Source organism: Sagittula sp. S175, assembly GCF_049800975.1.
Classification (GTDB): Bacteria; Pseudomonadota; Alphaproteobacteria; order Rhodobacterales; family Rhodobacteraceae; genus Sagittula.
The window spans coordinates 290,128-314,322 of the sequence record NZ_JBNAGB010000002.1; the positions used below are offsets into that span (position 1 = coordinate 290,128).

Below are 24,195 nucleotides of genomic sequence, written 5' to 3' on the forward strand. Positions count from 1 at the left end.
GGGCGATGCGCAAAGCGCGAGCGGCGTCGCCGTCATCCAGACCGATGCCGCCGCTCGATCAGCCGCGCGAAGAAACTCGCGCCATAGACCGCCGCCTCATCGTTGAAATCAAACGCCGGATGATGCACCGACGGGCCCAGACCCTGCCCGAGGAACAGGAAACACCCCGGCCGCGCCTCCAGCATGTAGGAAAAATCCTCCGCCCCCATCTCCGGTGGCAGATCGTCCATCACCCGGCCCGACACCTCCCGCGCCACCTCCACGGCAAAGCGCGTCTGCGCCTCGTGATTCACCGTCGCCGGGTAGTTGCGCTGATAATCCAGCACCGCCTCAACCCCGCCCGCCATGGCGCAGCCCGCCACGATCTCCCCCATCCGCCGCTCTGCCCAGTCGCGGATATCGGCCCGGAAACTGCGTACAGTTCCCCCCAGAACCAACTGATCGGGAACGATATTCGTCGCCGACCCGCTCTGGATATGCGTCACCGCCACCACGAGGCTCTCCAGCTGATCACAGCCCCTCGGCAGCGCCTGCAAGGCCTGCCCGATGGCAAAACCCACCGGCATCGGATCGCGGCATTCCTGCGGATAGGCCGCGTGTCCGCCGACGCCCCTGACCGTCACGCTGTAATCATCCGCCGCCGCCATGATCGGCCCCGGCCGCGTCCGAAACTCCCCCAACGCACCGAACGGATCGCAATGCAGCGCATAGACTTCCTCGACGCCATAGCGGTCGAACACACCCTGCTCCACCATGATGCGCCCGCCGCCGATGGTCTCTTCGGCGGGCTGGAACAGCAGCACGACCTTGCCCCGGAACCCACGCGTCTCGCACAGGTATTTCGCCGCGCCCAGCAGCATCGCCGTATGCCCATCATGCCCGCAGGCATGCATCCGCCCCGGCACGGTCGAGGCCCACACCGCCCCCGTCTTCTCCTGCATCGGCAGCGCGTCCATATCGGCGCGCAAGCCCGTCACCGGCCCCTCGCCGCAGTCGATCACCGCCACCACGCCGCTTTCGGCCACGCCGGTCTCGACATGATCCACGCCGAATTCCCGCAACCGTTCGACGACAAACGCCGCCGTCTCGTGACACTGCAGACACAGCTCCGGGTGCATGTGGATGTGCCGCCGCCAGCCCGCCATCTCCTCGGCAAAGCCCGCAATCCTGTTCACCACCACCATCGTCTGGACTCCCCGCGCCTGTTCCCCCACACCAAAGCCAAAGCCGGAAAGGAAACGCAATGCCCTCATCCTCCGACGACCTCGTCCACGACTCGCACGGCGGCATGCCGCGCCTCATCGAAATCATGCGCCGCCTGCGCGACCCCGACACCGGCTGCCCCTGGGACCTAGAACAGGACTTTGCCACCATCGCGCCCTACACCATCGAAGAGGCCTACGAAGTCGCCGACGCCATCGAGCGCGAGGCCTGGGACGAGCTGAAGGGCGAGTTGGGCGACCTGCTCTTCCAATCCGTCTTTCACGCGCAGATGGCGTCCGAGCGCGGGCTCTTCACCTTCGACGAGGTGGCCGACACCATGTCGGACAAGATGGTCGCGCGGCACCCCCATGTCTTTGGCGACGAGAGCCGCGACAAATCAGCCGAACAGCAGACCGTCGATTGGGAGATCATAAAGGCCCAGGAGCGCGCCTCGAAGGCGCAACAGGGCACGCTCGACGGCGTGGCCATGGGCCTGCCCGCCCTCATGCGCGCGGTGAAACTGCAAAAGCGCGCCGCGCGGGTGGGCTTCGACTGGCCCGACTCGGGTCACGTCATGGACAAGCTGCACGAGGAACTCGAGGAGATCCGGCAAGCCTCGAACCCCGACGAGCAATTCGAGGAATTCGGCGACATGCTCTTTGTCGTCGCCAACCTCGCCCGCCACCTCGACATCGACCCCGAGGCCGCCCTGCGCGCCGCCAATGCCAAGTTCACCCGCCGGTTCCAATACATCGAACAGGCCCTGGCCGATCAGGGCAAACGCCCCGAGGACAGCGATCTTGCGGAAATGGACGGGCTCTGGGACGCGGCGAAGGCGCTGGAAAAGGCCGCTCCGTCAGAATAACCCTATGAGGGAACAGATCAAAAGGTTTTCCTCAATGCGCGTACATCCGGCCATTTTCGCCCTCGTGACCCTTGCCACGTCCCCCGCCGCCGCCGACCCCGTCGCGCAATGCATGGCCGGCGACAGCGAGGCCTGCCTTCAGGCCGCCCGCACCGCGCAGGCCGACGGCGACGAGGCAACGGGCTACGCCGTTGCCGAGAAAGGCTGCGCTCTGGGCAATTCGATCTCCTGCGCTGACAAGGGCCTGATGCTGATGATGGGCCGTGCGGGCGACGGCTCGGATGCGACCCGCGCCGAAGGGGTCGCCCTGATCGAGACCAGCTGCGCGGACGGTTATTTCCGGGCCTGCGCCAACATGGGCTACCTGCATTACACCGGCACCATCCTGCCACAGGACACGGCCCTTGCCGCCGGTTTCTACGAACAGGGCTGTGCCGGGGGCAGCCGCCCGGCCTGCGAGAACCTCGCCCTGATGGTGGCCGCAGAGGAAATCCCCGCCTCCGCCTTGCCCGACGTGCTGTCGACCCTGGCCGGGGCCTGCGCCCTCGGCGTCGACGCCGCCTGCCTCTGAGGCGCGCAAGGATCGGCGGGCGACAAATCACCGATCAAATAACTCGGGTATTGACCCGAGCAAATCAGTCAGGTTTACAGGGCCCGCAAACACGGCGTGCAAACGCCCATCGACGTCCGAGGAGACCCCCATGTTCCTGCGTGCCACAACCGCCCTGACCCTTGCCGCGCTCGCCGCTCCGGCCCTCGCGCAAGAGGTCAACGTCTACTCCTACCGCCAGCCCGAACTGCTGGCCCCGCTGACCGACGCCTTCACCGAGGCGACGGGCATCAAGGTCAACGTCGCCTTCCTCGAGAAGGGCATGGTCGAGCGTCTGCAGGCCGAAGGCCGCCGCTCCCCCGCCGACCTGATGTTCACGGTGGACATCGCCCGCCTCGCCTCGCTGGTCGACGCCGGCGTGACCCAGCCCGTCACCTCCGACGTGCTGTCGGCCAACGTGCCCGCGCAATACCACGATCCCGATGGCAACTGGTGGGGCCTGACCACCCGCGCGCGCATCGTCTATGCCTCCAAGGACCGCGTTGATCCCTCCGAGGTGACCACCTACGAGGACCTCGCCGACCCCAAGTGGAAAGGCCGCATCTGCACCCGCTCCGGCACGCATGACTACACCATCGGTCTGGTGTCGGCGATGATCGCCCACCACGGCGAAGAGTACACCAAGACCTGGATCGAAGGCGTCAAATCCAACCTCGCCCGCAAGCCGCAGGGCAACGACCGCGCGCAGGTCAAGGCGATCTGGGCGGGCGAATGCGACATCTCGCTCGGCAACACCTACTACATGGGCCAGATGCTCAGCGACCCCGAGCAGGTGGAATGGGCCAACTCGGTCAACGTGCTTTTCCCGACATTCGAAGGCTCCGGCACGCATGTGAACATCTCCGGCGTCGCCATGGCTGCCAACGCGCCCAACCACGACAACGCCTTGAAGATGATGGAATTCCTCGTCTCCCCCGAGGCGCAGAAGGTCTATGCCTCCGCCAACTACGAATACCCCATCGCACCGGGCGCCGAGGCCGACGACCTGGTCAAGGGCTGGGGCACCTTCACGGCGGACGAGACCAACCTGATGGAAATCGCAGGCCACCGCAGCGAGGCACTGAAGCTGGTCGAACAGGTCGACTTCGACGGCTGATCCACTGTCCGGTGCGTATCACCGTAATGGCTGCGCACCTCACGTGACCATCGCAAAGGGCGCCCTCGCGGCGCCCTTTTCCTTGCTCGCCGAACTGGCAAAGCGCCTAATGGCCGAATTCAACCAAAAGGTGATTCGCCATGAAACTCTCTGCCCTGATTTATCCCGGCTTCGAATTGCTCGACCTGTACGGGCCCCTCGAAATGTTCGGCATCGGCCCCACGGCCTTCAAGCTGAAGCTGGTCGCCCAGACCCTACACCCCGTTGCGGGAACGGGCGGCCCGCGCACACAGCCAGACGCGGATTTCGATGCGGCCCTCGACTGCGACGTGCTATTGGTCCCCGGCTGCCGCAAACCGGGAGAGGTCGATGACAGCGCCATGCTGCCCTGGATCCGGGAGGCGTCGAAACAGGCGCAATACACGCTTTCGGTTTGCACCGGCGCCTATTTCCTGGCGCAGGCAGGCATCCTGACCGGGCGCAAGGCCACCACGAACAAGATGCTGTTCGACTGGGTTGTGGACCACACCAGGGACCTCGACATCGGCTGGCAAAGACGCGCCCGCTGGGTCGCGGACGGGTCCGTTTTTACCTCTTCCGGCGTCTCCGCCGGAACCGACATGGCGTTGGGCTTCGTCGCACACCTGCACGACCAGAAGACCGCCTGCCACATTGCGCGCATCGCGGAATATGTCTGGGACGACAACCCCGACGACGATCCCTTCGCCTGACGCCCCTGCTTCTCCTTGGTTCAAATATCTCCCGCCGGAGGCCTCAGACCACGCCACCCGCGCGCCGGTCGGACAAAAGAAAACGGCGGCCCCATCGGGACCGCCGCCTGCCTTCCCCTCAGGGAAAACGAATTACTGCGCTTCGGTGATGAACTTCACCGCGTCGCCGAAGGTCTGGATGGTCTCGGCTGCGTCATCCGGGATCTCGATGCCGAACTCTTCTTCGAAGGCCATGACCAGCTCGACGGTGTCCAGCGAGTCCGCGCCGAGGTCGTCGATGAAGGATGCCGACTCGACAACCTTGTCCTCTTCGACGCTCAGGTGCTCGACAACAATCTTCTTCACGCGATCTGCGATGTCGCTCATAGTCTTTTCCTCACAAGTCCAAGGGCTTGCGCCCAGATGTGCCCGACCCGTTGGCGGACGTTTCGTGCCCGGGACGGGCGGCTCGATCACTCGGGGGAAGCCCCCAAACCGGCCCGCGACCCCGCGTTCCGGACTGAAATCTGAGCGGCCTATAACACAGGCGCGAGGGATGGCAAATGCTTTCCCACGCCGCTCTGCAGCAGGCCGCCCAGGCGCGTTACAGCATTGCCATACCGCCGTTGACGTGCAGCGTGGCGCCCGTCACGTAACCGGCCTCGGCGCTGGCCAGGTACAGCACGGCGGCCGCGATTTCCTCCGGGCTTCCCATGCGGCCCGCCGGGATCTGCCCGAGGATCGCGGCCTTCTGGTCGTCGTTCAGCTTGTCGGTCATCGCCGTGGCAATGAATCCCGGTGCCACGGCATTCACCGTGATCCCGCGCGAAGCAACCTCGTAGGCCAGCGATTTGGACATGCCGATCATCCCGGCCTTGGCGGCGGCATAATTGCCCTGCCCCGGGTTGCCGGTCGCACCCACCACCGAGGAGATGTTGACGATGCGGCCCCAACGCGCCTTCATCATGCCGCGCAACACGCCCTTGCACAGGCGGAAGGTCGAGGTGAGGTTCACCTCCAGCACGCTGGCCCACTCTTCTTCGGACATGCGCATGAACAGGTTGTCACGGGTGATGCCCGCGTTGTTCACCAGGATGTCGACCGACCCCATGGCCTCGGCGGCCTGCTTCGGCAGCGCGTTCACGGCCTCGGCGTCGGACAGGTTGCAGGGCAGCACATGAGCGCGGTCGCCCAGTTCGGCAGCCAGAGCCTCCAGCGGCTCCACGCGCGTGCCGGACAGGCCCACGGTGGCCCCCGCCGCATGCAGCGCCTTGGCAATCTCGCCGCCAATGCCACCCGAAGCGCCGGTGACAAGGGCATTCTTTCCCGTCAGATCAAACATGTCTCTCTCCAATCTCGCGTCCGTCCCCACGCGCGGGGGACGATTTTTCGCAGAAAAATCGCGCCGCCCCTCAGGCGTTGAATGCCTCGACAGCTGCTTTTACATCCGCCGCCGTGCCGACGTTGCGCACGCCTGCGTCCTTGTGGATGCGGCGCACCATGCCCGACAGCGCCTTGCCCGCGCCGATTTCCCAGAACTCGGTCACGCCCTTGCCCACCATATATTCCACCGACTCGCGCCAGCGCACCGACCCGCAGACCTGCTCCACCAGCAGCGCGCGGATCAGGGTCACGTCCGTCACGCTCGCGGCGCGCACGTTGGCCACCAACGGCACCTTGGGCGCGCGGATTTCCACGTCGTCCAGCGCCTCCGCCATCACATCGGCAGCGGGCTGCATCAAGTCACAATGGAAGGGGGCGGACACCGGCAGCAACAGCGCGCGCTTGGCACCCGCCGCCTTGGCCACATCCACCGCGCGCTCCACCGCCGCCTTGGCACCGGAGATCACCACCTGCGCCGGGTCATTGTCGTTGGCCGCCGCCAGCACGTCGCCCTGCGCGGCCTCGGCCACCACGGCGCGCACGCCGTCCAGGTCCAGCCCCAGCACCGCCGCCATGGCACCCTGTCCCACCGGGACCGCCGCCTGCATCGCCTGCCCGCGCTTGCGCAGCAGCCGCGCCGCGTCACTCACCGTCAAAGCGCCCGCCGCCGTCAGCGCAGTATATTCGCCCAGCGAATGGCCCGCGACATAGGCCGCCGCCTTAACCGTCACGCCTTCGGCTTCCAGCGCCCGCAGCGCCGCGATCGAGGTCGCCATCAGAGCCGGCTGCGCATTGGCCGTTAGGGTCAGCGTCTCGATGTCGCCTTCCCAGATCAGCCCCGACAGGTTCTCGCCCAGAGCGGCGTCCACCTCGTCAAAGACAGCCTTCGCCGCCGGATAGGCTTCGGCCAGGTCACGCCCCATGCCAATGGTCTGAGCACCCTGCCCCGGGAAGATGAATGCGCGGCTCATGGCCCTCTCCTTCATGTCTTGTCCTTGGGGAACGCCCTTAGCGCGCCAGCCGCGCGCGCGCAACGCATAGCGCACGCCACCTGTGCGCGCGTGAAGATTGGTGCAGCCGCAGCATTCCGCTAGGTCTGGTGCAACAGATCAAAGAGCGACCCCATGCCCCTCACCAACACCGCCCGCCGTTATGGCACCGTGTCCAAGACCTTCCACTGGCTGATCGCCCTCGGCATCCTCGTGATGATCCCCCTCGGTCTGATCGCCTCCGACGCGCCCTATGCCACCGCCGAGGACCTGGCCTACAAGGCCACCCTCTTCTCGATCCACAAGACGCTGGGCGTTGCGATCTTCTTCGTGGCTCTCGCCCGCATCGCCTGGGCGATTTTCCAGCCCAAGCCCGTCGCCCTGCATCCCGACCGCAAGGCCGAAACCTTCGCCGCCGAGCTGGTCCACTGGCTGCTTTACGGCTCCCTCGTGCTTGTCCCCCTCTCGGGCTGGATCGAACACGCCGCCACCGACGGCTTCGCCCCGATCTGGGGACCCTTGGGCCAGAACCTGCCGCTTGTCCCCAAAAGCCCCGCACTGGCCGAGACCTTCGCCACCGCGCACTGGCTGCTGCAATGGGTGCTAACCGGAACAATCGCGCTGCACATCGCGGGCGCGCTGAAGCACCACGTCATCGACCGCGACGCCACCCTGCGCCGCATGTGGTTCGGCGCGACCGAGGCAGGCAACCGCCCGGCCCCACACCACGCCGCTGCGCCCCTCGCCGCGCTCGCCATCTGGCTGGCCGCCTTTGGCACGGCCTATGCGGGCGGCCTCTTCTCGCACGACGAGGCCCCCCAGGCCGCGGCCCTGGAACAGGTCGAAAGCGACTGGCAAGTGACCGAGGGCACGCTCGCCCTGTCCGTCCAGCAGTTCGGCAAGACGGTCGAGGGCAGCTTTGCCGACTGGACCGCCGACATCACCTTTGACGACAGCGAAGGCCTTGGCGAAAAGGGCAATGTCACCGTGCAGATCGCCATCCCCTCGCTGACCCTTGGCAGCGTGACAAAGCAGGCGCTCGGCGCGGATTTCTTTGACGCGGAAACCCATCCCACGGCAACCTTCACCGCGCCCATCACGCGCACGGAAACAGGCTACACCGCCGACGGCACCCTGACCCTCAAGGGCACCGAGGCGGCCGTCACGCTCCCCTTCACGCTCGACGTCGCAGGTGACACGGCCACCATGACCGGACAGGCCACCCTCGACCGCCGGGCCTACGGCATCGGCGACAGCATGTCGGACCCCGCACAGCTGGGCTTTGACGTGACCGTCGATGTGACCCTCACGGCGCAGCGCGCCAACTAGGGGCTACAGCGCCACCCGGCGCCAACCTCCCTGCCACCTCTCGATGCGCGTCCCATACGGGGCGCGCAGCAATGGCATCATGCTGTCATCGATGTTCAGCACCAGCCCGATCGGGCCATAATGCATTGCCATGGCATCGGGGCGCAGGTCGTCATCGCCAAACGCAAACCACCCGGTGTCCGCATAGACCCCGCGCCGCGCCGACTGGCCAACCTCGTCACGACGCTCCAAAGCGCCCAGCAGCACCTCGCCGGTCAGCAAGCGTGGGTCGATATGAGCGCGCGCAAAGTACCGTGCCTCCTCCTCCAGCCCGTCCACACGGCATTCGCGCACCGCAACCACATGCCAGGGGTGGAAACTCACCGCGCTCCCGGCCTCCAGCCCCGGCAAGCTCTCGCGGCCATCCTCGACCGCGCCTTGCCAGATCGGACCAGAGCGGTCCTCTATCCGGACCCACAACCGCTCCGCCTCGCCTTCCAGCGCCTTGTCCGGCGCAAAAGCCAGATGCACGCTGTCGCCCATGCGCAGCGCCTCCAGCTCAGCCTCGGACGGCGTAAAGAATGTATAAGGTGCCATGGCCTTGATGGGGCGCGGGTCGACCAGCCGCCAACCGCCGCCACCCCCGGGAATGATATCGAACATCGTCTGTGCCTTTCGTGGCGCACAGACTCGCCCCGCAATGCGGCGCAAATGGGGGCGACCAAGCCGCGTAATCCCGAGCATTTGTTTCAACGCAAAAGGGCCCGCCAGCGGCGAGCCCTTCATTGGTTGCGAAACCGAAAACCTTATTCGGCCTTCATCGCCTCGACCGAGATCGTCACCTCGACCTCGTCGCTGACGTAGGGGGCAAACATGCCGAGGTTGTAGTCCGAACGCACCAGCGTGGTGGTCGCGTCGAAGCCCGCCCAGGGCTTGCCCGCCATCGGGTGATCGCCCTGCTGGTTCAGCTTGGCGTCCAGAACGACCGACTTGGTCACGCCGTTCAGGGTCAGGTCGCCGGTGATGTTGGCGGTGTTCTCGCCGGTCACTTCGATCGCGGTCGACGTGAAGGTCACCATCTCGTCGTCCGTCGCGCCGAAGAAGTCATCGGACATGAAGTGGTCGAACCGCTCCTGCCAGCCGGTCAGCATCGACTTCACCGGGAAGGACACTTCGACCGACGATGCCGCCGGATCTTCCTTGTCCCAGTCGATGGTGCCCTCGAAGCCCGAGAACATGCCCATGCCCGTGGAGAAGCCCAGGTGGTTGTAGGTGAACAGGATCTGGCTGTGCGACGAGTCCAGAACATAGGCCTCGCCCGCGACGGCGGTCATCGGTGCAAGCGCCAGCGCTGCGGCGAAGAGTGCGGATTTCATTGGTGTCATCCCGTTTGTTTTCTTTGGATGACCCATAGATACTTTGCGCACCAACGCACTCAATTCCGCCTTATCCAACAGGGTCTGTTGGAATGCGAACAGAACCCCTCAGGCCTCGCCGTTCTTGGCGACGGTAATCATGCACATCCCGGTGATGAGCATGAACAGGGACACGCCCAGCTTCATCAGCATCATGTCGGACGCACCATGCGAGCTCCCTACCATCCAGATGCCGAAGGCCGACATGGTCAGCCCGAACCCCACGCACATCAGGAAGAACCGCACCACCAGCGTTTGCATGGGCACCACCGGACGGCTCGCCAGACTGTCCTCGATCCTGCGCGTCGCTGCGGTCATGCTGTCATCCTTTTCAACGTTCTGTTAACCTTGCCCCGACCCTGCGCGCCAAAACCGACCGGAATTGGGCAGCGATGCGGCAATCTCACGCCGTCACGGACAAGGCAGCAAACGCCTTGCGGGCCAGCCGATTCCGTGTATACGGAGCCTTCCTTCCGCAAGATCGATTCATCCGCGCGGAGTCTCGTGGCACGGGCGCGGAAGGTTCAGCCCGGCCTTTGAAACGCGCCTTGATAGAAATGGAGAGCACATGCCGCTGTACGAGCATGTCTTTATCTCGCGTCAGGACCTGTCCAACGCGCAGGCCGAAGGCCTGGTGGAACACTTCAGCACCGTTCTTTCGGACAATGGCGGCAAGGTCGTCGAGTCCGAGTACTGGGGCGTGAAGACCATGGCCTACAAGATCAACAAGAACCGCAAGGGCCACTACGCCTTCCTGAAGTCCGACGCACCGTCGGCGGCTGTTCAGGAAATGGAACGCCTGATGCGCCTGCATGACGACGTGATGCGCGTCCTGACCATCAAGGTCGACGCACACGAGGATGGTCCCTCCGTCCAGATGCAGAAGAAAGACGACCGTGGCGAGCGCCGCGAGCGTCGTCCCCGCGACTGATCCCTGAAGCAAGGAGTATAGACAATGGCTGCAAAACCGTTTTTCCGCCGCCGCAAGGTCTGCCCCTTCTCGGGCGACAACGCACCCAAGATCGACTACAAGGACACCCGTCTCCTGCAGCGCTACATCTCTGAGCGCGGCAAGATCGTTCCGTCCCGCATCACCGCCGTCTCGGCAAAGAAGCAGCGTGAACTGGCCCGCGCCATCAAGCGCGCCCGCTTCCTCGCCCTGCTGCCCTACGCCGTGAAGTAAGGAGAACCTGACAATGCAAGTTATCCTTCTCGAGCGCGTGGCCAAGCTGGGCCAGATGGGCGACGTCGTCGACGTCAAGCCCGGTTACGCACGCAACTACCTGCTGCTGCAGGGCAAGGCTCTGACCGCCTCCAAGGAAAACATCGCCAACTTCGAAGCGCAAAAAGCGCAGCTCGAAGCGCGTAACCTGGAGACCAAGAAAGAAGCAGCGGCCCTGGCCGAGCGTCTGGATGGTCAGCAGTTCGTCGTGATCCGTTCCGCATCGGACGGCGGCAACCTCTACGGTTCCGTGACCACCCGCGACGCCGCCATCGTGGCGACCGAGGGCGGCTTCTCGATCGACCGCAAGCAGGTCGTCATCCGCCAGCCGATCAAGGAACTCGGCCTGCATGAAGTCGAAGTGCACCTGCACCCCGAAGTCATGGCCGTGATCTCCCTGAACGTTGCACGTTCCCCGGAAGAAGCCGAACTCCAGCAGTCCGGCAAGTCGATCCAGGAACTGGCAGCCGAAGAAGAGGCACAGGCCGAATTCGAAGTGTCGCAGCTGTTCGACGACATCGGTGGCGCAGCCAGCGACGACGACGACGATGCACCGGCACCGCGCGCATCCGAGGGCGACGAGGACTGATCCTCCGCCACATCGACATACAAAGGGCCGTCACCTTGCGTGGCGGCCCTTTTCTCATGGCCCCTGAAAACTTTTCGCGCTCAATAAAAGGACAATTCAGAGGACTCTGCCCGGCGGAAATGACCCGGTGGTCATGTACCGTTAAACTTCTGCCTCTAAGCCTGTCGGCAAGACGTGTCACAGGAGCGAGATGGATGAACTTTTTCCGGAAAACCCGCCCGGTCGAGGAAGGGATCGGGCGCCGGTACGAGAAGCTGGATCTTCTGAACGCCATCGAAAACTCCCAAGCGGTCATCCATTTCAAACCCTCGGGCGAAATCCTTTTTGCCAACGAAAACTTTCTGGTCGCTCTCGGCTATTCCCTGGCGGAGATCGAAGGCCAGCATCACAGGATGTTCGTGGACCCGGACTATGCGGAGTCCGATGAATACCACGCCTTCTGGCGCAGGCTTGCCGCGGGCGAAACCTTTACCAGCCAGTACATGCGGATCCGCAAGGACGGCGAACCGATCTACATCCAGGCGACCTATTGCCCGGTTGTGGATGCCGGCGGCGTCATCCGTCGCGTCATCAAGATCGCAACCGACATCACGGAACGCCAGCTGGCCATCAATGGCCTCGCCGAATCGCTGCGTGCCCTCAGCCGGGGAAACCTTACGCAGCAGGTCGCACCTTGCGCCGATCAGGACATCAACCTGTTGGGGGAAGTCTTCAACAGCACCCTCAATCACCTGTCCGAGATGGTCCTGAACGTCAAACAGGTCTCCGGCAGCGTAAAGACCACCGCCTCGCAAATTCTGGACACCACGAATGACCTCTCCCGCCGCACCGAAACGCAGGCGGCCACGCTGGAACAGACCGCCGCCGCCGTCGATCAACTGACCTCCACGGCCCGTACCGCCGCAGCCTCCGCCAATGATGTCTACAGCGTTGCGACCCAGACCCGTTCCGCGGCCGAGGGGGGGCGCGACCTCGTCTCCAGCCTGACCGGCGCCAAGGAAAAGATCGAGGCATCCTCGGGACAGATTTCCCAGATCATCGCCGTGATCGAGGGGATCGCCTTCCAGACGAACCTCCTTGCCCTCAACGCCGGGGTCGAGGCCGCCCGCGCTGGCGATTCCGGTCGCGGCTTTGCGGTCGTCGCCTCAGAGGTCCGCGCCCTCGCCCAGCGCAGTTCCGAATCCGCCAACGAGATCAAGACGCTGATCCAATCCAGTTCCGAAAACGTCAGCGAGGGCTCCGACCTTGTCGGTCGTGCCAACACGGAATTCCAGAAGATCTTCGAAGGTGTCACCACCATCTCCAATCGCGTGCAGGACATCGCCAGCGGCATGAAGGAGCAAAGCCAGACCCTGTCCGAGATCAACTCGTCCGTCTCGCAGCTGGATCAGGTGACGCAACAGAATGCCGCGATGGTCCAGCAGACCGGCGAGTCCGGCCGACAGCTGATGCAAGGCGCACAGGACCTTGTGGCCGAGGTCGATTTCTTCACTGTCGAAACCAGCGGCAGCGGCGGATATGACGATTTCCGCGCCGCCAGCTAGGCCCCGCAATTTTCTCCGTCTCTCTCCAAAAACAAAGGAGCCGCCCCTCGGGGCGGCTCCTGTCACGTTCACGGTCGGGGCGCAGCAGCCTGCGCCCCAGGACCGATTATTCCTCGTCCAACGCCTCGACGGCCTTCTGAAGCTCATCCTTCGAGATTTCCTTCTCGGTGACCTGAGCCTGCGAAGCGATGTGGTCGATGACCTTGTCTTCGAAGATCGGCGCGCGCAGCTGCTGCTGCATCTGCTGGTTCTGACGCACGAAGTCAAAGAAGGCACGCTCCTGACCCGGGTACTGACGCGCCTGCATCATGATCGCCTGGGTCATCTCCTGGTCGGTCACCTGGACCTCGGCCTTCTGACCCAGCTCGGCCAGCAGCAGGCCCAGACGCACGCGGCGCTCGGCCAGCTTGGTGTGTTCTTCCGTCGGCTCGATGGCGTCGTGGTTGTGGTCGTGCACCTCCGGGTGCTCTTCGTGCCACAGCTGATGTGCGATCTGGTTGGCTTCGGCCTCGACCAGGGTCGGCGGCAGGTCGAAGGACACCAGCGCGTCGAGCTTGTCCAGCAGGCCACGCTTCATCACCTGACGCGCCGCGCCGGTGTACTCGGCTTCCAGACGCTCACGAATCTGGCCCTTCAGGGCTTCCAGATCCTCGGCGCCGAACTTCTTCGCCAGCTCGTCGTCGATCTCGGCAGCCTTGGCGGCCTTCACTTCCTTGATCTTGCACTCGAACACGGCGGGCTTGCCGGCCAGGTTCTCTGCACCGTACTCCTCGGGGAAGGTCACCTCGACGTTCTTCTCGTCACCGGCCTTCAGACCGATCAGCTGATCCTCGAAGCCCGGTATGAACGAGCCGGAGCCCAGCACCAGCGGGTAATCCTCGGCGGCGCCGCCGTCGAAGGCCTCGCCGTCGACCTTGCCCAGGAAGTCGAACACCACCTGGTCACCGTCCTCGGCCGCGCCGTCCTTGGTTTCGAAATCCTTGGCGGTCTCGGCCAGGTTGGCCAGCGCCTCGTTCACCGACTCGTCGTCGGCCTTCACCACCAGCTTTTCCAGCTCCACGGAAGACAGGTCGACCTCGGGGATCGCCGGAAGCGCCTCGTAGGACATCTCGACATGCACGTCGTCGCCTTCTTTCCAGTCCTCGTTGGTCATCTTGACCTCGGGCTGGAGCGCCGGGCGATCGCCGGTCTGCTCGAAGTGATCGTTCATGGCACCGTCGATGGCTTCCTGCATGGTTTCACCCATGACACGCGCGCCGAACTGCTTCTTCAGCAGGGCCATCGGGACCTTGCCCTTGCGGAAGCCCTTCATCTCGATGTCCGGCTGCGCTTCCTTCAGCTTGGCAGCAACCTTTTCCTCCAGCTCAGCCGCCGTCACGGTGATGGCGTAGCCGCGCTTGAGGCCTTCGTTCAGCGTCTCGGTGACCTGCATCGTCTCTTCCCTCGAATGAAGACGCGCCCCACAAAGGGGGCGCAATTGAATTTGGCACCTTCTATTGTCCGAAACCCAACAGTGCAAGCCGATTTGGAACGGCTTTCGCGGCTACCGAAGGTACTTTGCCGAAGCCCAGCCCACGCGCCCGTCCGGCAGCCTGACGTTCCACCACAGGACGTTCTGCGCGAGGCAGCTTGCGACCGTATGACGGTCACGCGCCCAGGCCAGCGGAGCATCCCTGCGATAAAGCGCATCATTGTATCCACGGCAGGCCTGCGCACAGACGCGGCGGCGCGACTGTTCACCCACCAGGGCCGCATTTCCGCTAACCACTTCAAGGCTCTGGAACTTCGCCGCCTCGGCCACGACCGGCGCGTCGGGCCCGGCGCTGTCCCGGATACTGACCTTGGCCGTCAGGTCGATGACCCGGACGTTTTCGGCCTGGCGCACGGTGCAGCGGAAGGGCTCGACCGGTTCGACCTCCGTGGCGACAGCAGGCGTGTGCAACGCGGCCTGATACAGCATCTCGGCCCGGCGTAGCCCCACGCCGCCCGTCGCATCGGTCTGCCGGGATATCGCCCGCAGGCAGCCGGGGTGAATCGGTCGGGCTGGGGAAACCGCCCCTCCGCACGACCCGGTTGGTGCGCTCTGCCCCTCTGCCGCCACCGCGCAAACCGCGCTCACCATCCACGCCAAGAGAACTGCAAACTGCCGCATGGTTCCTCCGGTGTCCTGTCCCGCGCGCAGGCTAGACCGATGACGGCAGCCCGGTCCAGCTCCTGCCCCGGAACTGCCGGGGCCTGCGCGCGCCCTGCCCTCATGCGAGGCAATCGTTCGGCGCGCTGCACAGGCTCAGTGCAGGCTGATAGCCCCCCGGTGCCGAGATCAGATCGTCAGGAGCCATCGGCGGTGCAAACAGGTAGCCCTGCGCAAGCACCCCCTCGCGCACGTCAACCATGCCGCGCACCTCCGCCAATTGCGCCTCCGTCTCGATGCCCTCGACCACGGTCGTCATGCCGCATCCCTGCGCGAGCCCGAGGATCGCCCGAACCACCGCCGCGTCCCTCGGGCTGTCTCCGAGTCGGCGGACAAAGTCCCGGTCGATCTTCAGCGTGTCGATGGGCCAGTCCCGCAGATGCTGGAAACTGCCGTACCCGGTGCCGAAATCGTCCATCGCAACCGTCGCCCCCAGGCTGCGCAGCCTGTCCAGCGACCGGAAAATCTGCCCCTTGCGATCCCCGAGGATGACGGTTTCCGTCACCTCCAGCGACAGGTCCGTCCAGCCCAGCCCCACCTCGCGCAAGAGTCCCTCCACGAGACCGACAAACCCGGGACGGGTCAGATCGTAGGCTGTCAGGTTGACCGCAAGACGCGCGCCCTGCGCCGTCCCGACCCGTGCCTTCCATTCGGCAAAGCGTTCCAGGCCTTGCCGCAGCATCAGCTGCGTCAGCGCCTCTGCAGTGCGGTGATCGCGAAAGACTTCCTGGAAATTCTCCGGTGTCAGGGTCGACCCGTCCTCCGCCTCCCAGCGCGCCAGCACCTCGAAGCCCCGGCACGCCCCAGTGGCAAGATCCACCATCGGTTGGAAATACGGGCGTATGCGGTCATGCGACACCGCTTGTCCGAACACGTCCCTGATCTGCCCCTGCCCGAAACGGGCGGAAAGCTCCGGTTCGTAAAACACAGACTGATTGCGCCCCTGCTGATCGCGCCCCGTCGCCCGCGCCGCGCGCAAAGCCGCCCGGCTGCGGTCGAACAGCTCCGGCAAGGTGGCCGCCATGTCCGGCCAGGTGCACACGCCAATGCTCACCCGCCCCAGGTCCGGGCGCCCCATGGCCCTTGCCCCGCTCTGAACCGCCCCCCGGCACAGCGCCAGCGCATGCCGCAGGGCCGCCTTTCCTTCGTGTTCCAAGGGAACCAGCACCGCCAGTTCCCCTTCCCGGATCTGCCCTGCAACCGCCCCCTCCGGCAGGGCCTCGACCAGCGCGACCGACACATGCTTCAGGAATTGCCCGACAAACGTGCGGTCGAAGAGGGCCAGAAGGTTCGTAAGGTGAAAGACGTCCAGCAGAACCAGCGCGTGTTGTCGATCCTTGCCCGCGTCCAGTTCCCGCCCGACACGCTCCCGAAAGGCATTCTCGGTCAGCAGCCCGGTCGTCATATCGGTGTGCAATGCCCGCGTCAGCGAGACACACTGGCGTTCCAGCCGTTCGACATCGCCTTCCTTGGACACGCTCCGCATCAGATGGGATACGGCGTTCTGCATCAGCGGCAGAACACCTGACAGCCGCGCGTCCGTCGACGGCTCCGTCCCGCCATCGTCCCCGCGATACAACAGCGTCACCGCGGCAGAGCGTTGCACGCCCTGACCGCGCAAGTGCAGCCCCTTCATCTGATAGACGTTGCCCTGGGACCGGACGGGGCGGGTTTCGAAGCCCTCCGCGGTGTCCTGATCGCCGCGTCCCAGCATCGCGCAGGCGAACATCCGCAGCCGCACGGCCATCCTCGGGCTGTCGCTGTCCATCTCCGACCACGAACAGGCCGACGCACGGCAGCCATCCATCGTGATGCAGCAGCCCACGGCCCCGGCGGCAAGAACCATCGCATCGCTCAGGTCCTGAAGGGACGTGCACCCGGATGTGCCCTCCGGACAGGAGGCGACCTTGGGTAACGATTTGAGCGCGGCGTACATCACTTCGGCCCCTTCATGGTGGCTTCACGACTACTGGTCCAGTCCGGACAGAGACGCCATTCGTGACGTGAAAAATACCCGTCAGACGTGACCGGTCGAATGCGCCTCGGGCCAAGTCCCCAGATCATTCCGCAAATTTAGTTAAGAACGTGTAAACGGGTCCGGGTCGGCCCCGATCCCCGGCCTGTTACAGCATACCGCTCTGCCGGATGTCCTCGGCGGCAAAGTCGATAAGCGCGCGGATCTTGCGCGGCAAGGCCCGGCCTTCAAGGTAGATGGCACTGATCGGCCCGCTCTCCGCCTCGCTGCCCGGCAGAACGGTGACCAGCCGCCCCGTCTCCAAAGTCTCGCCCAGCGCAAAGCGCGGCACCAGCGCGATGCCCAGCCCGGCCTCGGCCAGCGCCACCACCGCGCGGGCAGAGTTCACCATGAACCGCCCCTGAACATCCATGTCGACGGCAACGCCGTCGCGCACGAACGACCAGCGCCGCGAACGGCGTCGGTTGGTATCGAGGATGCAGGCATGCTCGACCAGATCCTCGATCCGCTGCGGTGTACCATGGGCCGCCAGATACCCCGGCGAAGCCACCAGCACCGACTGGAACGCGCCCAGCCGCTTCTGTTTCAGCGACAACACGTCCGACGTGCCGATGCGAAAGGCCAGGTCGATCCCCTCGCTGGCAAGGTCGGTGAAGGCATCGCTCAGCCGCAGGTCCACCGTGACGCCGGGATGCGCCTGCGCGAACCGCCCCAGCATCGCGCCCACCCAGACCTCGCCAAAGGTCACCGGGGCCGACACCCGCACCATGCCCGACAGCCCCTGAGAGCCCTCGGTCACGCTGCCCAGCACCTCCTCCAGATCCTCCAGCACAGCGGGCACCCGCGCCAGCAGGTCCTCCCCCGCAGGCGTCAGCCCCACCCTGCGGGTCGTGCGCTGCAACAGCCGCACGCCCAGCCGCGTCTCCAGCTCCGCCACGTATTTCGAGGTCAGCCGGTTCGACACCCCCAGCTGCGCCGCCGCCGCCGTGAACGATCCGCTTTGCGCCGTCGCCACGAAGGCCTTCAGTTCATCCACCAGATCCATGCGTCATTCCGAACAAAACGAGGAAAGTCATTCAACAAACTCCCCATATCATTCCCGATACGCAAGCCCTATCTTCGCCTCAACGCAACAGGAGACACGCCATGAGCATCGCCACCGAACTCGCCACCCTGCGCGACCGCTTCGCGCCCACCGACCGGATGCCGCTGGTCTTTCTCGGCCACGGCTCTCCGATGAACGCCATCGAGGACAACGCCTATGCGCAGGCCTGGTCCGAACTGGGCCGCGCCCTGCCGCGCCCCCGTGCCATCCTCGTCGTCTCGGCCCACTGGATGACACGCGGCACCACGCTGGTCGACGTGTCGAAGCTGCCGAAGACGATCCACGACTTCTACGGCTTCCCGCAGGAGCTCTTTGCCCAGCAATACCCCGCACCCGGCGCGCCCGATCTGGCGCGCGAAGTCACCACCCTGCTCGCCTCCCACCACGCCGAGGAGGACGACACATGGGGTCTCGACCACGGCGCATGGTCCGTGCTGCTGCACCTCTACCCCGAGGCCGACGTACCGGTCTTCCAGGTCTCCATCGACATGGGCCGGGGGCTGGATTACCAGCTCGAGGTCGGCAAGGCGCTGTCCGATCTTCGTGACCGGGGCGTGCTGATCCTTGGCTCGGGCAACGTGGTCCACAACCTGCGCGCCATGCGCATGGGAGGCCGCCCGCAGGACTTCGCGGTCGAGTTCGACACGTTTTTTGCCGACCGGCTCGAGGCGCGCGACCTGAAGACCCTCACCGATCCGGCCAAACTGGGGAGCCTCCTGCGCATGGCCCATCCTTCGGTGGACCACTACCTGCCCGCGCTGACCGTGGCCGGGGCCTCCGACGCGAAGGACACCCTGACCTTCATGACCGACGCCATCGACCTTGGCAGCGTGTCCATGCGCTCCTTCGTCTTTCACGCCTGACAACGGGCTCCTTCCCATCTGAAAGGATATAACATGCTCGTAGACGGCAAATGGACCTCCGACTGGCAACCCGTGCAAAAGGCCGACGAAAAGGGCCGCTTCGTGCGCCAAACCTCGTCCTTCCGCAACTGGATCACCCCCGACGGCTCTGCCGGTCCCACCGGGACCGGCGGGTTCAAGGCCGAGGCCGGGCGCTACCGCCTGTACGTGGCGCTGATCTGCCCCTGGGCCTCGCGCACCCTGATCGCCCGCGCGCTCAAAGGTCTGACCGAAGTGATCCCCGTCACCGTGGTCAACCCGACGCTCACCGACCAGGGCTGGCAGTTCGGCGGCTACGACGGTGCCGACAGCGACCCGCTGCACGGTGCCGCCTACATGCACGAACTGTACACCCGTGCCGACCCGTCCTTCACCGGGCGCGCCACCGTTCCCGTGCTTTGGGACACGCACACTGACACGCCGGTGAACAACGAAAGCGCGGATATCGTGCGCATGTTCGACACCGCCTTTGACGGCATCGTACCACCGACCCCGCGCCTCTACCCCGACACGCTGGCGGACAAGATCGACGCCCTGAACCCGCGCATCTACGACCAGCTGAACAACGGCGTCTACAAGGCCGGGTTTGCCTCCTCGCAGCAGGCCTATGACGAGGCGGTCTCGGGCGTCTTCGACATGCTCGACGAACTCGAAGACACCATGGACGGCCCCTTCGTCTTTGGCCCGCAGGTGACCGAGACGGACATCCGCCTGTTCGTCACCCTGATCCGCTTCGACGCGGCCTATCACGGCATCTTCAAGTGCAACCGCGCCCAGATCGCCGACTACCCGCGCCTCACCGCGCAGATGAAGGCGATGCTCGCCCTGCCGGGCGTACGCGAGACGGTGAACATGGACCACATCACGCGCGGCTACTACTCGATCAAGGCGCTGAACCCGACGCGCATCCGCCCCACCGGCCCCGCGCATGTCGAGGCCCTGCTGGCCTGACCTTCCCAGCCCAAATCACGCTGGCCCGGATCAAACTGGCCCCGATCACACCGATCGGGGCTGTCCCACGACCGCGTCGCGGTCCTCCGGCACACAGCCCACCGCCTGCCCGACGCGCAAGGCGCCCGCCCCGAACCGCGCCCGCACCGACCGCGACAGCGCATCGACACAGGCGGTCATCAGGGCGGTGAAGAGCACCAGCACCATGGCCACATCCATCCGCAGCGCCTCCAGCGCGGAATCCAGGTAGAACCCCAGCGTCGCCACGCCCAGCAAACCCATGATCGCCGTCTCGCGCAGGATCATCTCCCATCGGTAGAGGCACAGCGCCACGAAGCGCCCGAACAGCCGCGGCACCAGCTCCCACCCCCAAAGCGTCAGCCCCGAAGGCGCATCCGCCCGCAGGCCCAGCCCCTCGGCCTCGCGCGCCATCAGATGCGCGATGATCGCCCCGTTGTGGATCGCCAAGGCCAGCACCACCGGCAGCATCGACGGCCCCAGCACCTGAAGAAACAGATAAGCCAACATGTATTCCGGGATCGTCCGCGCCACGATCATCGCGCCCCGCGCGGGCCACACGGCCCAGCCCGAGACCCGCCTGATCCCCAACCCGAAAGTAAAGAAGACCAGCACCCCGGTCAGCACCAGCGCCAGTTGCCCGACCACCAGCGTCGTCCACAGGCCCGGCCAGACCTGCCCGCTCAGCAACGCCGCAAGCCACTCCCACAGACCCGCCAGCCCCTCGCCCCGCCGCAGCGGCGCGGGGACGATGTCCTGCGACAGGAACCGCCACAGCGCGCCCGACCCCATCGGCGGCACGGCGATCACCGACAGCGCGGCCAGCGCTGCCACCAGCCAGACCGGCACCAGCGCCAGCCGCAGCCAAACCCGCAGGCTGGCCACCAGCGCCACGTAGAGGATCAGCACCGCCGCCACGCCGCCGTAGTCACCGACGCGAAAGAACGCATCCAGTTGAAACCCCAGCGTCGGAAGCCCGATGAAACCCAGCACCGCGCTCGACCGCAGCCCGCATTCGACGCGGTACAACACGTAACTCCACGCCTCCCGCGCCACCAGCGGCGCGCGGGCAAACAGGAACCGCGACAGCGGATCGACGGGCGGCAAGGCCAACAAAGGGCGCTTGTCCGCCTCCTCGATCAACTCGGCAAAGACCTTGGCGAAGGTCCCGGCATAGGGCAGCGCAATGGCCAGTACCCCGGTCAGCGGCGAAATCCCCGTGACCTGCATCAACAGCAGCGCCCAGAACACCTCGTGCACGGACCGCAGCCCGATCAGCAGCCAGCGCAGCGCCCGCACACCGTAAAACGGCGCCGCCAGCAGCCCGGCCAAAGCACCCACCGCCACGCCCACCAGCGCAAAGGCCACCGTCCAGGCCAGCGCCCAGCCCAGATCGGCCACAGCCGAGAAATCCGGGCGCAACAGCCCCGCGCCCATCCGCGCCAGCACGTCCCACGGATCGTGCGACGCCACCTCCAGATCGGCAAAGACCAGCGCAAACAGCCCCGCCAGCGCCATCAGCGCCACGAACCCGCCGCGCCCCAATCGCCGTTCAGGCCGCATACAGCCGCCCGATCATGTCGTCGGAAACGGCCTCGGGCGCGGCATCGAACTGCACCGTCCCGGCCCGTACGCCCACCAGCCGCGTGGCGAACCCGCGCGCCAAATCCAGATCATGCAACGCCAGAACACAGGTGCCGAACCGCGCGCCCAAAGCCGTCAACAGCGCCTCTGCATGCGCCTCGTCCACCGCAGACACAGGTTCATCCGCCAGCAACACCGTACCCCCGCGATACAAGGCCCGCGCCAGCGCCGTCCGCTGCTTCTGCCCGCCGGAAAGTTCCTCGACCCGCCGCGCCATCAACGCACCAAGGCCAACCTCTTCCAGCACGGCCGAAATCTCGCCCACCGCCGCCCCCGGCAGCTTCACCAAAGCCGCAAGGTTCCGCGCCGCGCTGAAATCGTCCAGCCGCCCCATGTAGACGTTCTTCGCCACCGACAGCTGCGGCACCAGCCCCGCCTCTTGCGGGACCAGCGCCACGCGGCCCTGCAACCGCGCGTACAAAGCTCCCAGCAGCGTCGACTTGCCCGCGCCGCTGGGCCCAAGGAACACCAGCCGCTCTCCGGCGCGCAGGTCCAGCGTCACACCGTCAAAGACGATGCGCGCGCCATACCCCAAACGCGCGCCATCGAGCCGCGCCAAAGGTGTTCCGCCCGCTGTCACTCCAGCAGACCCAGCGCCTTTGCCGTGTCCTCGATCGGCTGGAAATCCGCGCTCGCCGCCGGGATGAAGGCCTCGCGCGGGAAGCTCGCCAGCAGCTCGGGATCGTCCATGCCGATCAGCGCCGCCTGCACCCTGTCCGAGAACCCCTCGCCAAAGCGCGCATCAACGTCGCCGCGGATCGTCCAGTTGTAATCGGGATAGGGCGGCGTCTGCCAGATCACCTTGGCCGTCTCCACCTCGGGCGCGCCCTCGGCCACGGCCTTGTCATAGACCGCGTAGTTCAGCGCCCCCAGCTGCCAAGCACCCGAAGCCACCAGCCGCAGCGTCTGGCTGTGATCGCCCGAGAAACCCACGCGGCTGAACAGCTCTTCCGGCGCCTTGCCCGCCTCTTCACGGATGTAGAACTCGGGCATCAACCGCCCCGAGGTCGAGCTTTTCGACCCGAAGGTAAAGGACATGCCTTCGATCCCCGTCGGGAAATCATCGGACTTCTCCAGCCCGGTATCGGTGTGCGCGATGAAGTAGGACACGAACAGCGGGTCTTCCTTGCCCTGCGCGATGGCCTTCGCGCCCGGCGTCAACACCCGCGCCTGCACGCCGGTCAGCCCGCCGAACCACGCCAGCTGGATCTGGTCATTGCGAAACGCCGTGACCGATGCCCCGTAGTTCTTCACCGGCACGAATTCGACATCGACGCCCAGCTCGGCCTCAAGGTATTCCGCCACCTTGGTGAACCGCTCCACCAGCGCGGTCTGGTCCTCGTCCGGAATGGCCGAGAAATAAAACGTCTCTGCCTGGGCAATCGAAGCGGTGCCGGCCAGAAGCGCAGCGAGCAGTGTCATACGCATGAATGTGTCCTCGTGACCGATCCGAAGGCGCGGATGCCCCCGCATTTCCGGCGCGTGAATAGCGCCGCGCCGCAGCAATGACCAGCCAGCCACACCACATTCCATCGCTCCGATATGACCATCGGACCGCCGAAAACATCAGTCGGAAAAGCGGGAAAACCTCAACCTTTTCAGTGTGGTGCGGGTGGAGGGACTTGAACCCCCACGCCTTGCGGCGCCAGAACCTAAATCTGGTGCGTCTACCAATTTCGCCACACCCGCACAAAGGCCGTGACGCGCCTCTTAGCAAAGCCCTCGCGCCGGTGCGAGTGGAAAATGTCCCCACCCATCGGGATACCTGGGGAAAAATTCCGTGACATTAACCGCGTCTTACCCGAATGTATGGAAAAAACAAAAACAGGCAACCAGAGCAGGACGCCACCATGAAAAACACACAGGCCCCGCGTGATGCGGGTGGCTTGCCCGTGCGCCATCTCGCGCCGGACATGGCCCTCAACGCGCTTCCCCTTGGCACCACGGTGCTGACCCTCGACGGGCAACTGCCCGTGGAATACCTCACCCCCGGCGACCGCGTGATCTCGCGCAACTCCGGAACCGCCCGCCTCGTGGCGCTGCGCCCCTTCCGCCGCACCGTGGCCGCAGTGGGCATCGCCGCCGGAACGCTGGGCAACCAGAAGCCGGAACAGGATGCCGTGCTCTGTGCCGCGCAGGAAATCCTTGTCCGCGACTGGCGCGCAAGTGCGCTGTTCGGCGCAAGCCATGCACTGGTGCCGGTCGCCCGCCTGATCGACGGCAACTTCATCCGCCCCATGGGGCTGCAGGACCTGCATCTGTTCGAACTGGTGTTCGAGACGCCGCAGATCATCTACGCCGACGGACTGGAGCTGGCGGCCAACGCAATGGTTACCGCCAGCGCCTGAGACCGGAGCGGCATCCAAAGGCGGGGAGGCTCTGCCTCCCCGGACCCCTCCGAGGTATTTTCATCAAGATGAAGGAAAGGCGCGATCTGGTCCTGGACCGGGTGTGGTCGGACGCCCGGGCAGCCTA

The 24,195-nt window shown here is 65.4% G+C and carries 26 protein-coding genes and 1 tRNA gene; 12 read left to right on the top strand and 15 right to left on the bottom strand.

Translation table 11 applies throughout. The features are described 5' to 3' along the window. Positions 1–32 precede the first annotated feature (32 nt). On the bottom strand, positions 33–1,184 hold the full coding sequence (locus ACP16H_RS04580; RefSeq protein ID WP_425071130.1) for an amidohydrolase: 1,152 nt from the start codon (positions 1,182–1,184) through the stop codon (positions 33–35). A gap of 59 nt (positions 1,185–1,243) precedes the next feature. On the opposite strand from ACP16H_RS04580, the gene mazG reads away from it, so the two are divergent. The 4 genes from mazG to ACP16H_RS04600 all read left to right on the top strand — a co-directional run bounded on the left by mazG (position 1,244) and on the right by ACP16H_RS04600 (position 4,505). Continuing rightward, complete coding sequence (gene mazG / locus ACP16H_RS04585) at positions 1,244–2,068, top strand: nucleoside triphosphate pyrophosphohydrolase (protein ID WP_425071076.1); 825 nt, start codon at positions 1,244–1,246, stop codon at positions 2,066–2,068. 34 nt (positions 2,069–2,102) lie between these two features. Further along, positions 2,103–2,639 (top strand): hypothetical protein, encoded by a 537-nt coding sequence (locus ACP16H_RS04590; protein ID WP_425071077.1) that lies wholly within the window; start codon positions 2,103–2,105, stop codon positions 2,637–2,639. 130 nt (positions 2,640–2,769) lie between these two features. Next, the gene (locus ACP16H_RS04595; protein ID WP_425071078.1) at positions 2,770–3,774 is read left to right on the top strand and encodes a Fe(3+) ABC transporter substrate-binding protein; all 1,005 of its coding nucleotides are present in this window, start codon (positions 2,770–2,772) and stop codon (positions 3,772–3,774) included. Positions 3,775–3,914: 140 nt separating this feature from the next. Then, positions 3,915–4,505: a DJ-1/PfpI family protein gene (locus ACP16H_RS04600; RefSeq protein WP_425071079.1), complete on the top strand. Its 591-nt coding sequence runs from the start codon at positions 3,915–3,917 to the stop codon at positions 4,503–4,505. 132 nt (positions 4,506–4,637) lie between these two features. Here the strand turns inward: ACP16H_RS04600 and ACP16H_RS04605 are convergent, their stop codons facing one another. The 3 genes from ACP16H_RS04605 to fabD all read right to left on the bottom strand — a co-directional run bounded on the left by ACP16H_RS04605 (position 4,638) and on the right by fabD (position 6,838). Beyond that, a complete protein-coding gene (locus tag ACP16H_RS04605; RefSeq protein ID WP_425071080.1) occupies positions 4,638–4,871 on the bottom strand; it encodes an acyl carrier protein in 234 nt (77 codons plus the stop codon). Between the two features lie 217 nt (positions 4,872–5,088). Continuing rightward, the gene (fabG, locus tag ACP16H_RS04610; RefSeq protein WP_425071081.1) at positions 5,089–5,826 is read right to left on the bottom strand and encodes a 3-oxoacyl-ACP reductase FabG; all 738 of its coding nucleotides are present in this window, start codon (positions 5,824–5,826) and stop codon (positions 5,089–5,091) included. A gap of 70 nt (positions 5,827–5,896) precedes the next feature. Further along, a complete protein-coding gene (gene fabD, locus ACP16H_RS04615; protein WP_425071082.1) occupies positions 5,897–6,838 on the bottom strand; it encodes an ACP S-malonyltransferase in 942 nt (313 codons plus the stop codon). Positions 6,839–6,991: 153 nt separating this feature from the next. Between fabD and ACP16H_RS04620 the strand changes: the two genes are divergently transcribed. Continuing rightward, positions 6,992–8,185, top strand: coding sequence for a cytochrome b/b6 domain-containing protein (locus tag ACP16H_RS04620; protein WP_425071083.1), 1,194 nt, complete (start codon positions 6,992–6,994; stop codon positions 8,183–8,185). Positions 8,186–8,188: 3 nt separating this feature from the next. On the opposite strand, the gene ACP16H_RS04625 is transcribed toward ACP16H_RS04620, so the two are convergent. The 3 genes from ACP16H_RS04625 to ACP16H_RS04635 all read right to left on the bottom strand — a co-directional run bounded on the left by ACP16H_RS04625 (position 8,189) and on the right by ACP16H_RS04635 (position 9,897). Then, positions 8,189–8,827, bottom strand: a complete 639-nt coding sequence (locus ACP16H_RS04625; RefSeq protein WP_425071084.1) for a hypothetical protein — start codon at positions 8,825–8,827, stop codon at positions 8,189–8,191. Between the two features lie 143 nt (positions 8,828–8,970). Continuing rightward, positions 8,971–9,540 carry a YceI family protein gene (locus ACP16H_RS04630; RefSeq protein ID WP_425071085.1) on the bottom strand — a complete coding sequence of 190 codons (570 nt, stop codon included), beginning with the start codon at positions 9,538–9,540 and terminating at the stop codon, positions 8,971–8,973. Positions 9,541–9,648: 108 nt separating this feature from the next. Beyond that, positions 9,649–9,897, bottom strand: coding sequence for a hypothetical protein (locus tag ACP16H_RS04635; protein ID WP_425071086.1), 249 nt, complete (start codon positions 9,895–9,897; stop codon positions 9,649–9,651). A gap of 250 nt (positions 9,898–10,147) precedes the next feature. Between ACP16H_RS04635 and rpsF the strand changes: the two genes are divergently transcribed. From rpsF to ACP16H_RS04655, 4 genes are all read left to right on the top strand, one after another. Further along, complete coding sequence (gene rpsF, locus ACP16H_RS04640) at positions 10,148–10,510, top strand: 30S ribosomal protein S6 (protein WP_425071087.1); 363 nt, start codon at positions 10,148–10,150, stop codon at positions 10,508–10,510. 24 nt (positions 10,511–10,534) lie between these two features. Then, complete coding sequence (gene rpsR, locus ACP16H_RS04645; protein WP_005982441.1) at positions 10,535–10,762, top strand: 30S ribosomal protein S18; 228 nt, start codon at positions 10,535–10,537, stop codon at positions 10,760–10,762. Positions 10,763–10,775: 13 nt separating this feature from the next. Next, a complete protein-coding gene (gene rplI, locus ACP16H_RS04650) occupies positions 10,776–11,390 on the top strand; it encodes a 50S ribosomal protein L9 (RefSeq protein ID WP_425071088.1) in 615 nt (204 codons plus the stop codon). 194 nt (positions 11,391–11,584) lie between these two features. Further along, positions 11,585–12,934, top strand: coding sequence for a methyl-accepting chemotaxis protein (locus ACP16H_RS04655; protein ID WP_425071089.1), 1,350 nt, complete (start codon positions 11,585–11,587; stop codon positions 12,932–12,934). A gap of 106 nt (positions 12,935–13,040) precedes the next feature. On the opposite strand, the gene tig is transcribed toward ACP16H_RS04655, so the two are convergent. The 4 genes from tig to ACP16H_RS04675 form a co-directional block, all read right to left on the bottom strand. Continuing rightward, entirely contained in the window at positions 13,041–14,366 is a 1,326-nt protein-coding gene (gene tig / locus ACP16H_RS04660) for a trigger factor (RefSeq protein WP_425071090.1), read from the bottom strand. 111 nt (positions 14,367–14,477) lie between these two features. Continuing rightward, positions 14,478–14,915, bottom strand: a complete 438-nt coding sequence (locus tag ACP16H_RS04665; RefSeq protein ID WP_425071091.1) for a hypothetical protein — start codon at positions 14,913–14,915, stop codon at positions 14,478–14,480. Positions 14,916–15,186: 271 nt separating this feature from the next. After that, the gene (locus tag ACP16H_RS04670; RefSeq protein WP_425071092.1) at positions 15,187–16,971 is read right to left on the bottom strand and encodes an EAL domain-containing protein; all 1,785 of its coding nucleotides are present in this window, start codon (positions 16,969–16,971) and stop codon (positions 15,187–15,189) included. A 277-nt stretch (positions 16,972–17,248) separates the two neighbouring features. Beyond that, entirely contained in the window at positions 17,249–18,145 is an 897-nt protein-coding gene (locus ACP16H_RS04675; RefSeq protein ID WP_425071093.1) for a LysR family transcriptional regulator, read from the bottom strand. A gap of 101 nt (positions 18,146–18,246) precedes the next feature. On the opposite strand from ACP16H_RS04675, the gene ygiD reads away from it, so the two are divergent. After that, positions 18,247–19,068 (top strand): 4,5-DOPA dioxygenase extradiol, encoded by an 822-nt coding sequence (gene ygiD, locus ACP16H_RS04680; protein WP_425071094.1) that lies wholly within the window; start codon positions 18,247–18,249, stop codon positions 19,066–19,068. 33 nt (positions 19,069–19,101) lie between these two features. Then, on the top strand, positions 19,102–20,058 hold the full coding sequence (locus tag ACP16H_RS04685; protein WP_425071095.1) for a glutathione S-transferase family protein: 957 nt from the start codon (positions 19,102–19,104) through the stop codon (positions 20,056–20,058). A 45-nt stretch (positions 20,059–20,103) separates the two neighbouring features. On the opposite strand, the gene ACP16H_RS04690 is transcribed toward ACP16H_RS04685, so the two are convergent. The 4 genes from ACP16H_RS04690 to ACP16H_RS04705 form a co-directional block, all read right to left on the bottom strand. After that, positions 20,104–21,639 (bottom strand): PhnE/PtxC family ABC transporter permease, encoded by a 1,536-nt coding sequence (locus ACP16H_RS04690; RefSeq protein ID WP_425071096.1) that lies wholly within the window; start codon positions 21,637–21,639, stop codon positions 20,104–20,106. Next, entirely contained in the window at positions 21,629–22,300 is a 672-nt protein-coding gene (locus tag ACP16H_RS04695; protein WP_425071097.1) for an ATP-binding cassette domain-containing protein, read from the bottom strand. Before ACP16H_RS04695 ends, ACP16H_RS04690 begins: the two co-directional genes overlap by 11 nt. Beyond that, positions 22,297–23,142, bottom strand: a complete 846-nt coding sequence (locus tag ACP16H_RS04700) for a putative selenate ABC transporter substrate-binding protein (protein WP_425071131.1) — start codon at positions 23,140–23,142, stop codon at positions 22,297–22,299. Before ACP16H_RS04700 ends, ACP16H_RS04695 begins: the two co-directional genes overlap by 4 nt. A gap of 182 nt (positions 23,143–23,324) precedes the next feature. Beyond that, positions 23,325–23,409, bottom strand: a tRNA-Leu gene (locus ACP16H_RS04705). A gap of 161 nt (positions 23,410–23,570) precedes the next feature. Between ACP16H_RS04705 and ACP16H_RS04710 the strand changes: the two genes are divergently transcribed. Then, on the top strand, positions 23,571–24,068 hold the full coding sequence (locus ACP16H_RS04710; protein WP_425071098.1) for a Hint domain-containing protein: 498 nt from the start codon (positions 23,571–23,573) through the stop codon (positions 24,066–24,068). Positions 24,069–24,195: the final 127 nt, after the last annotated feature.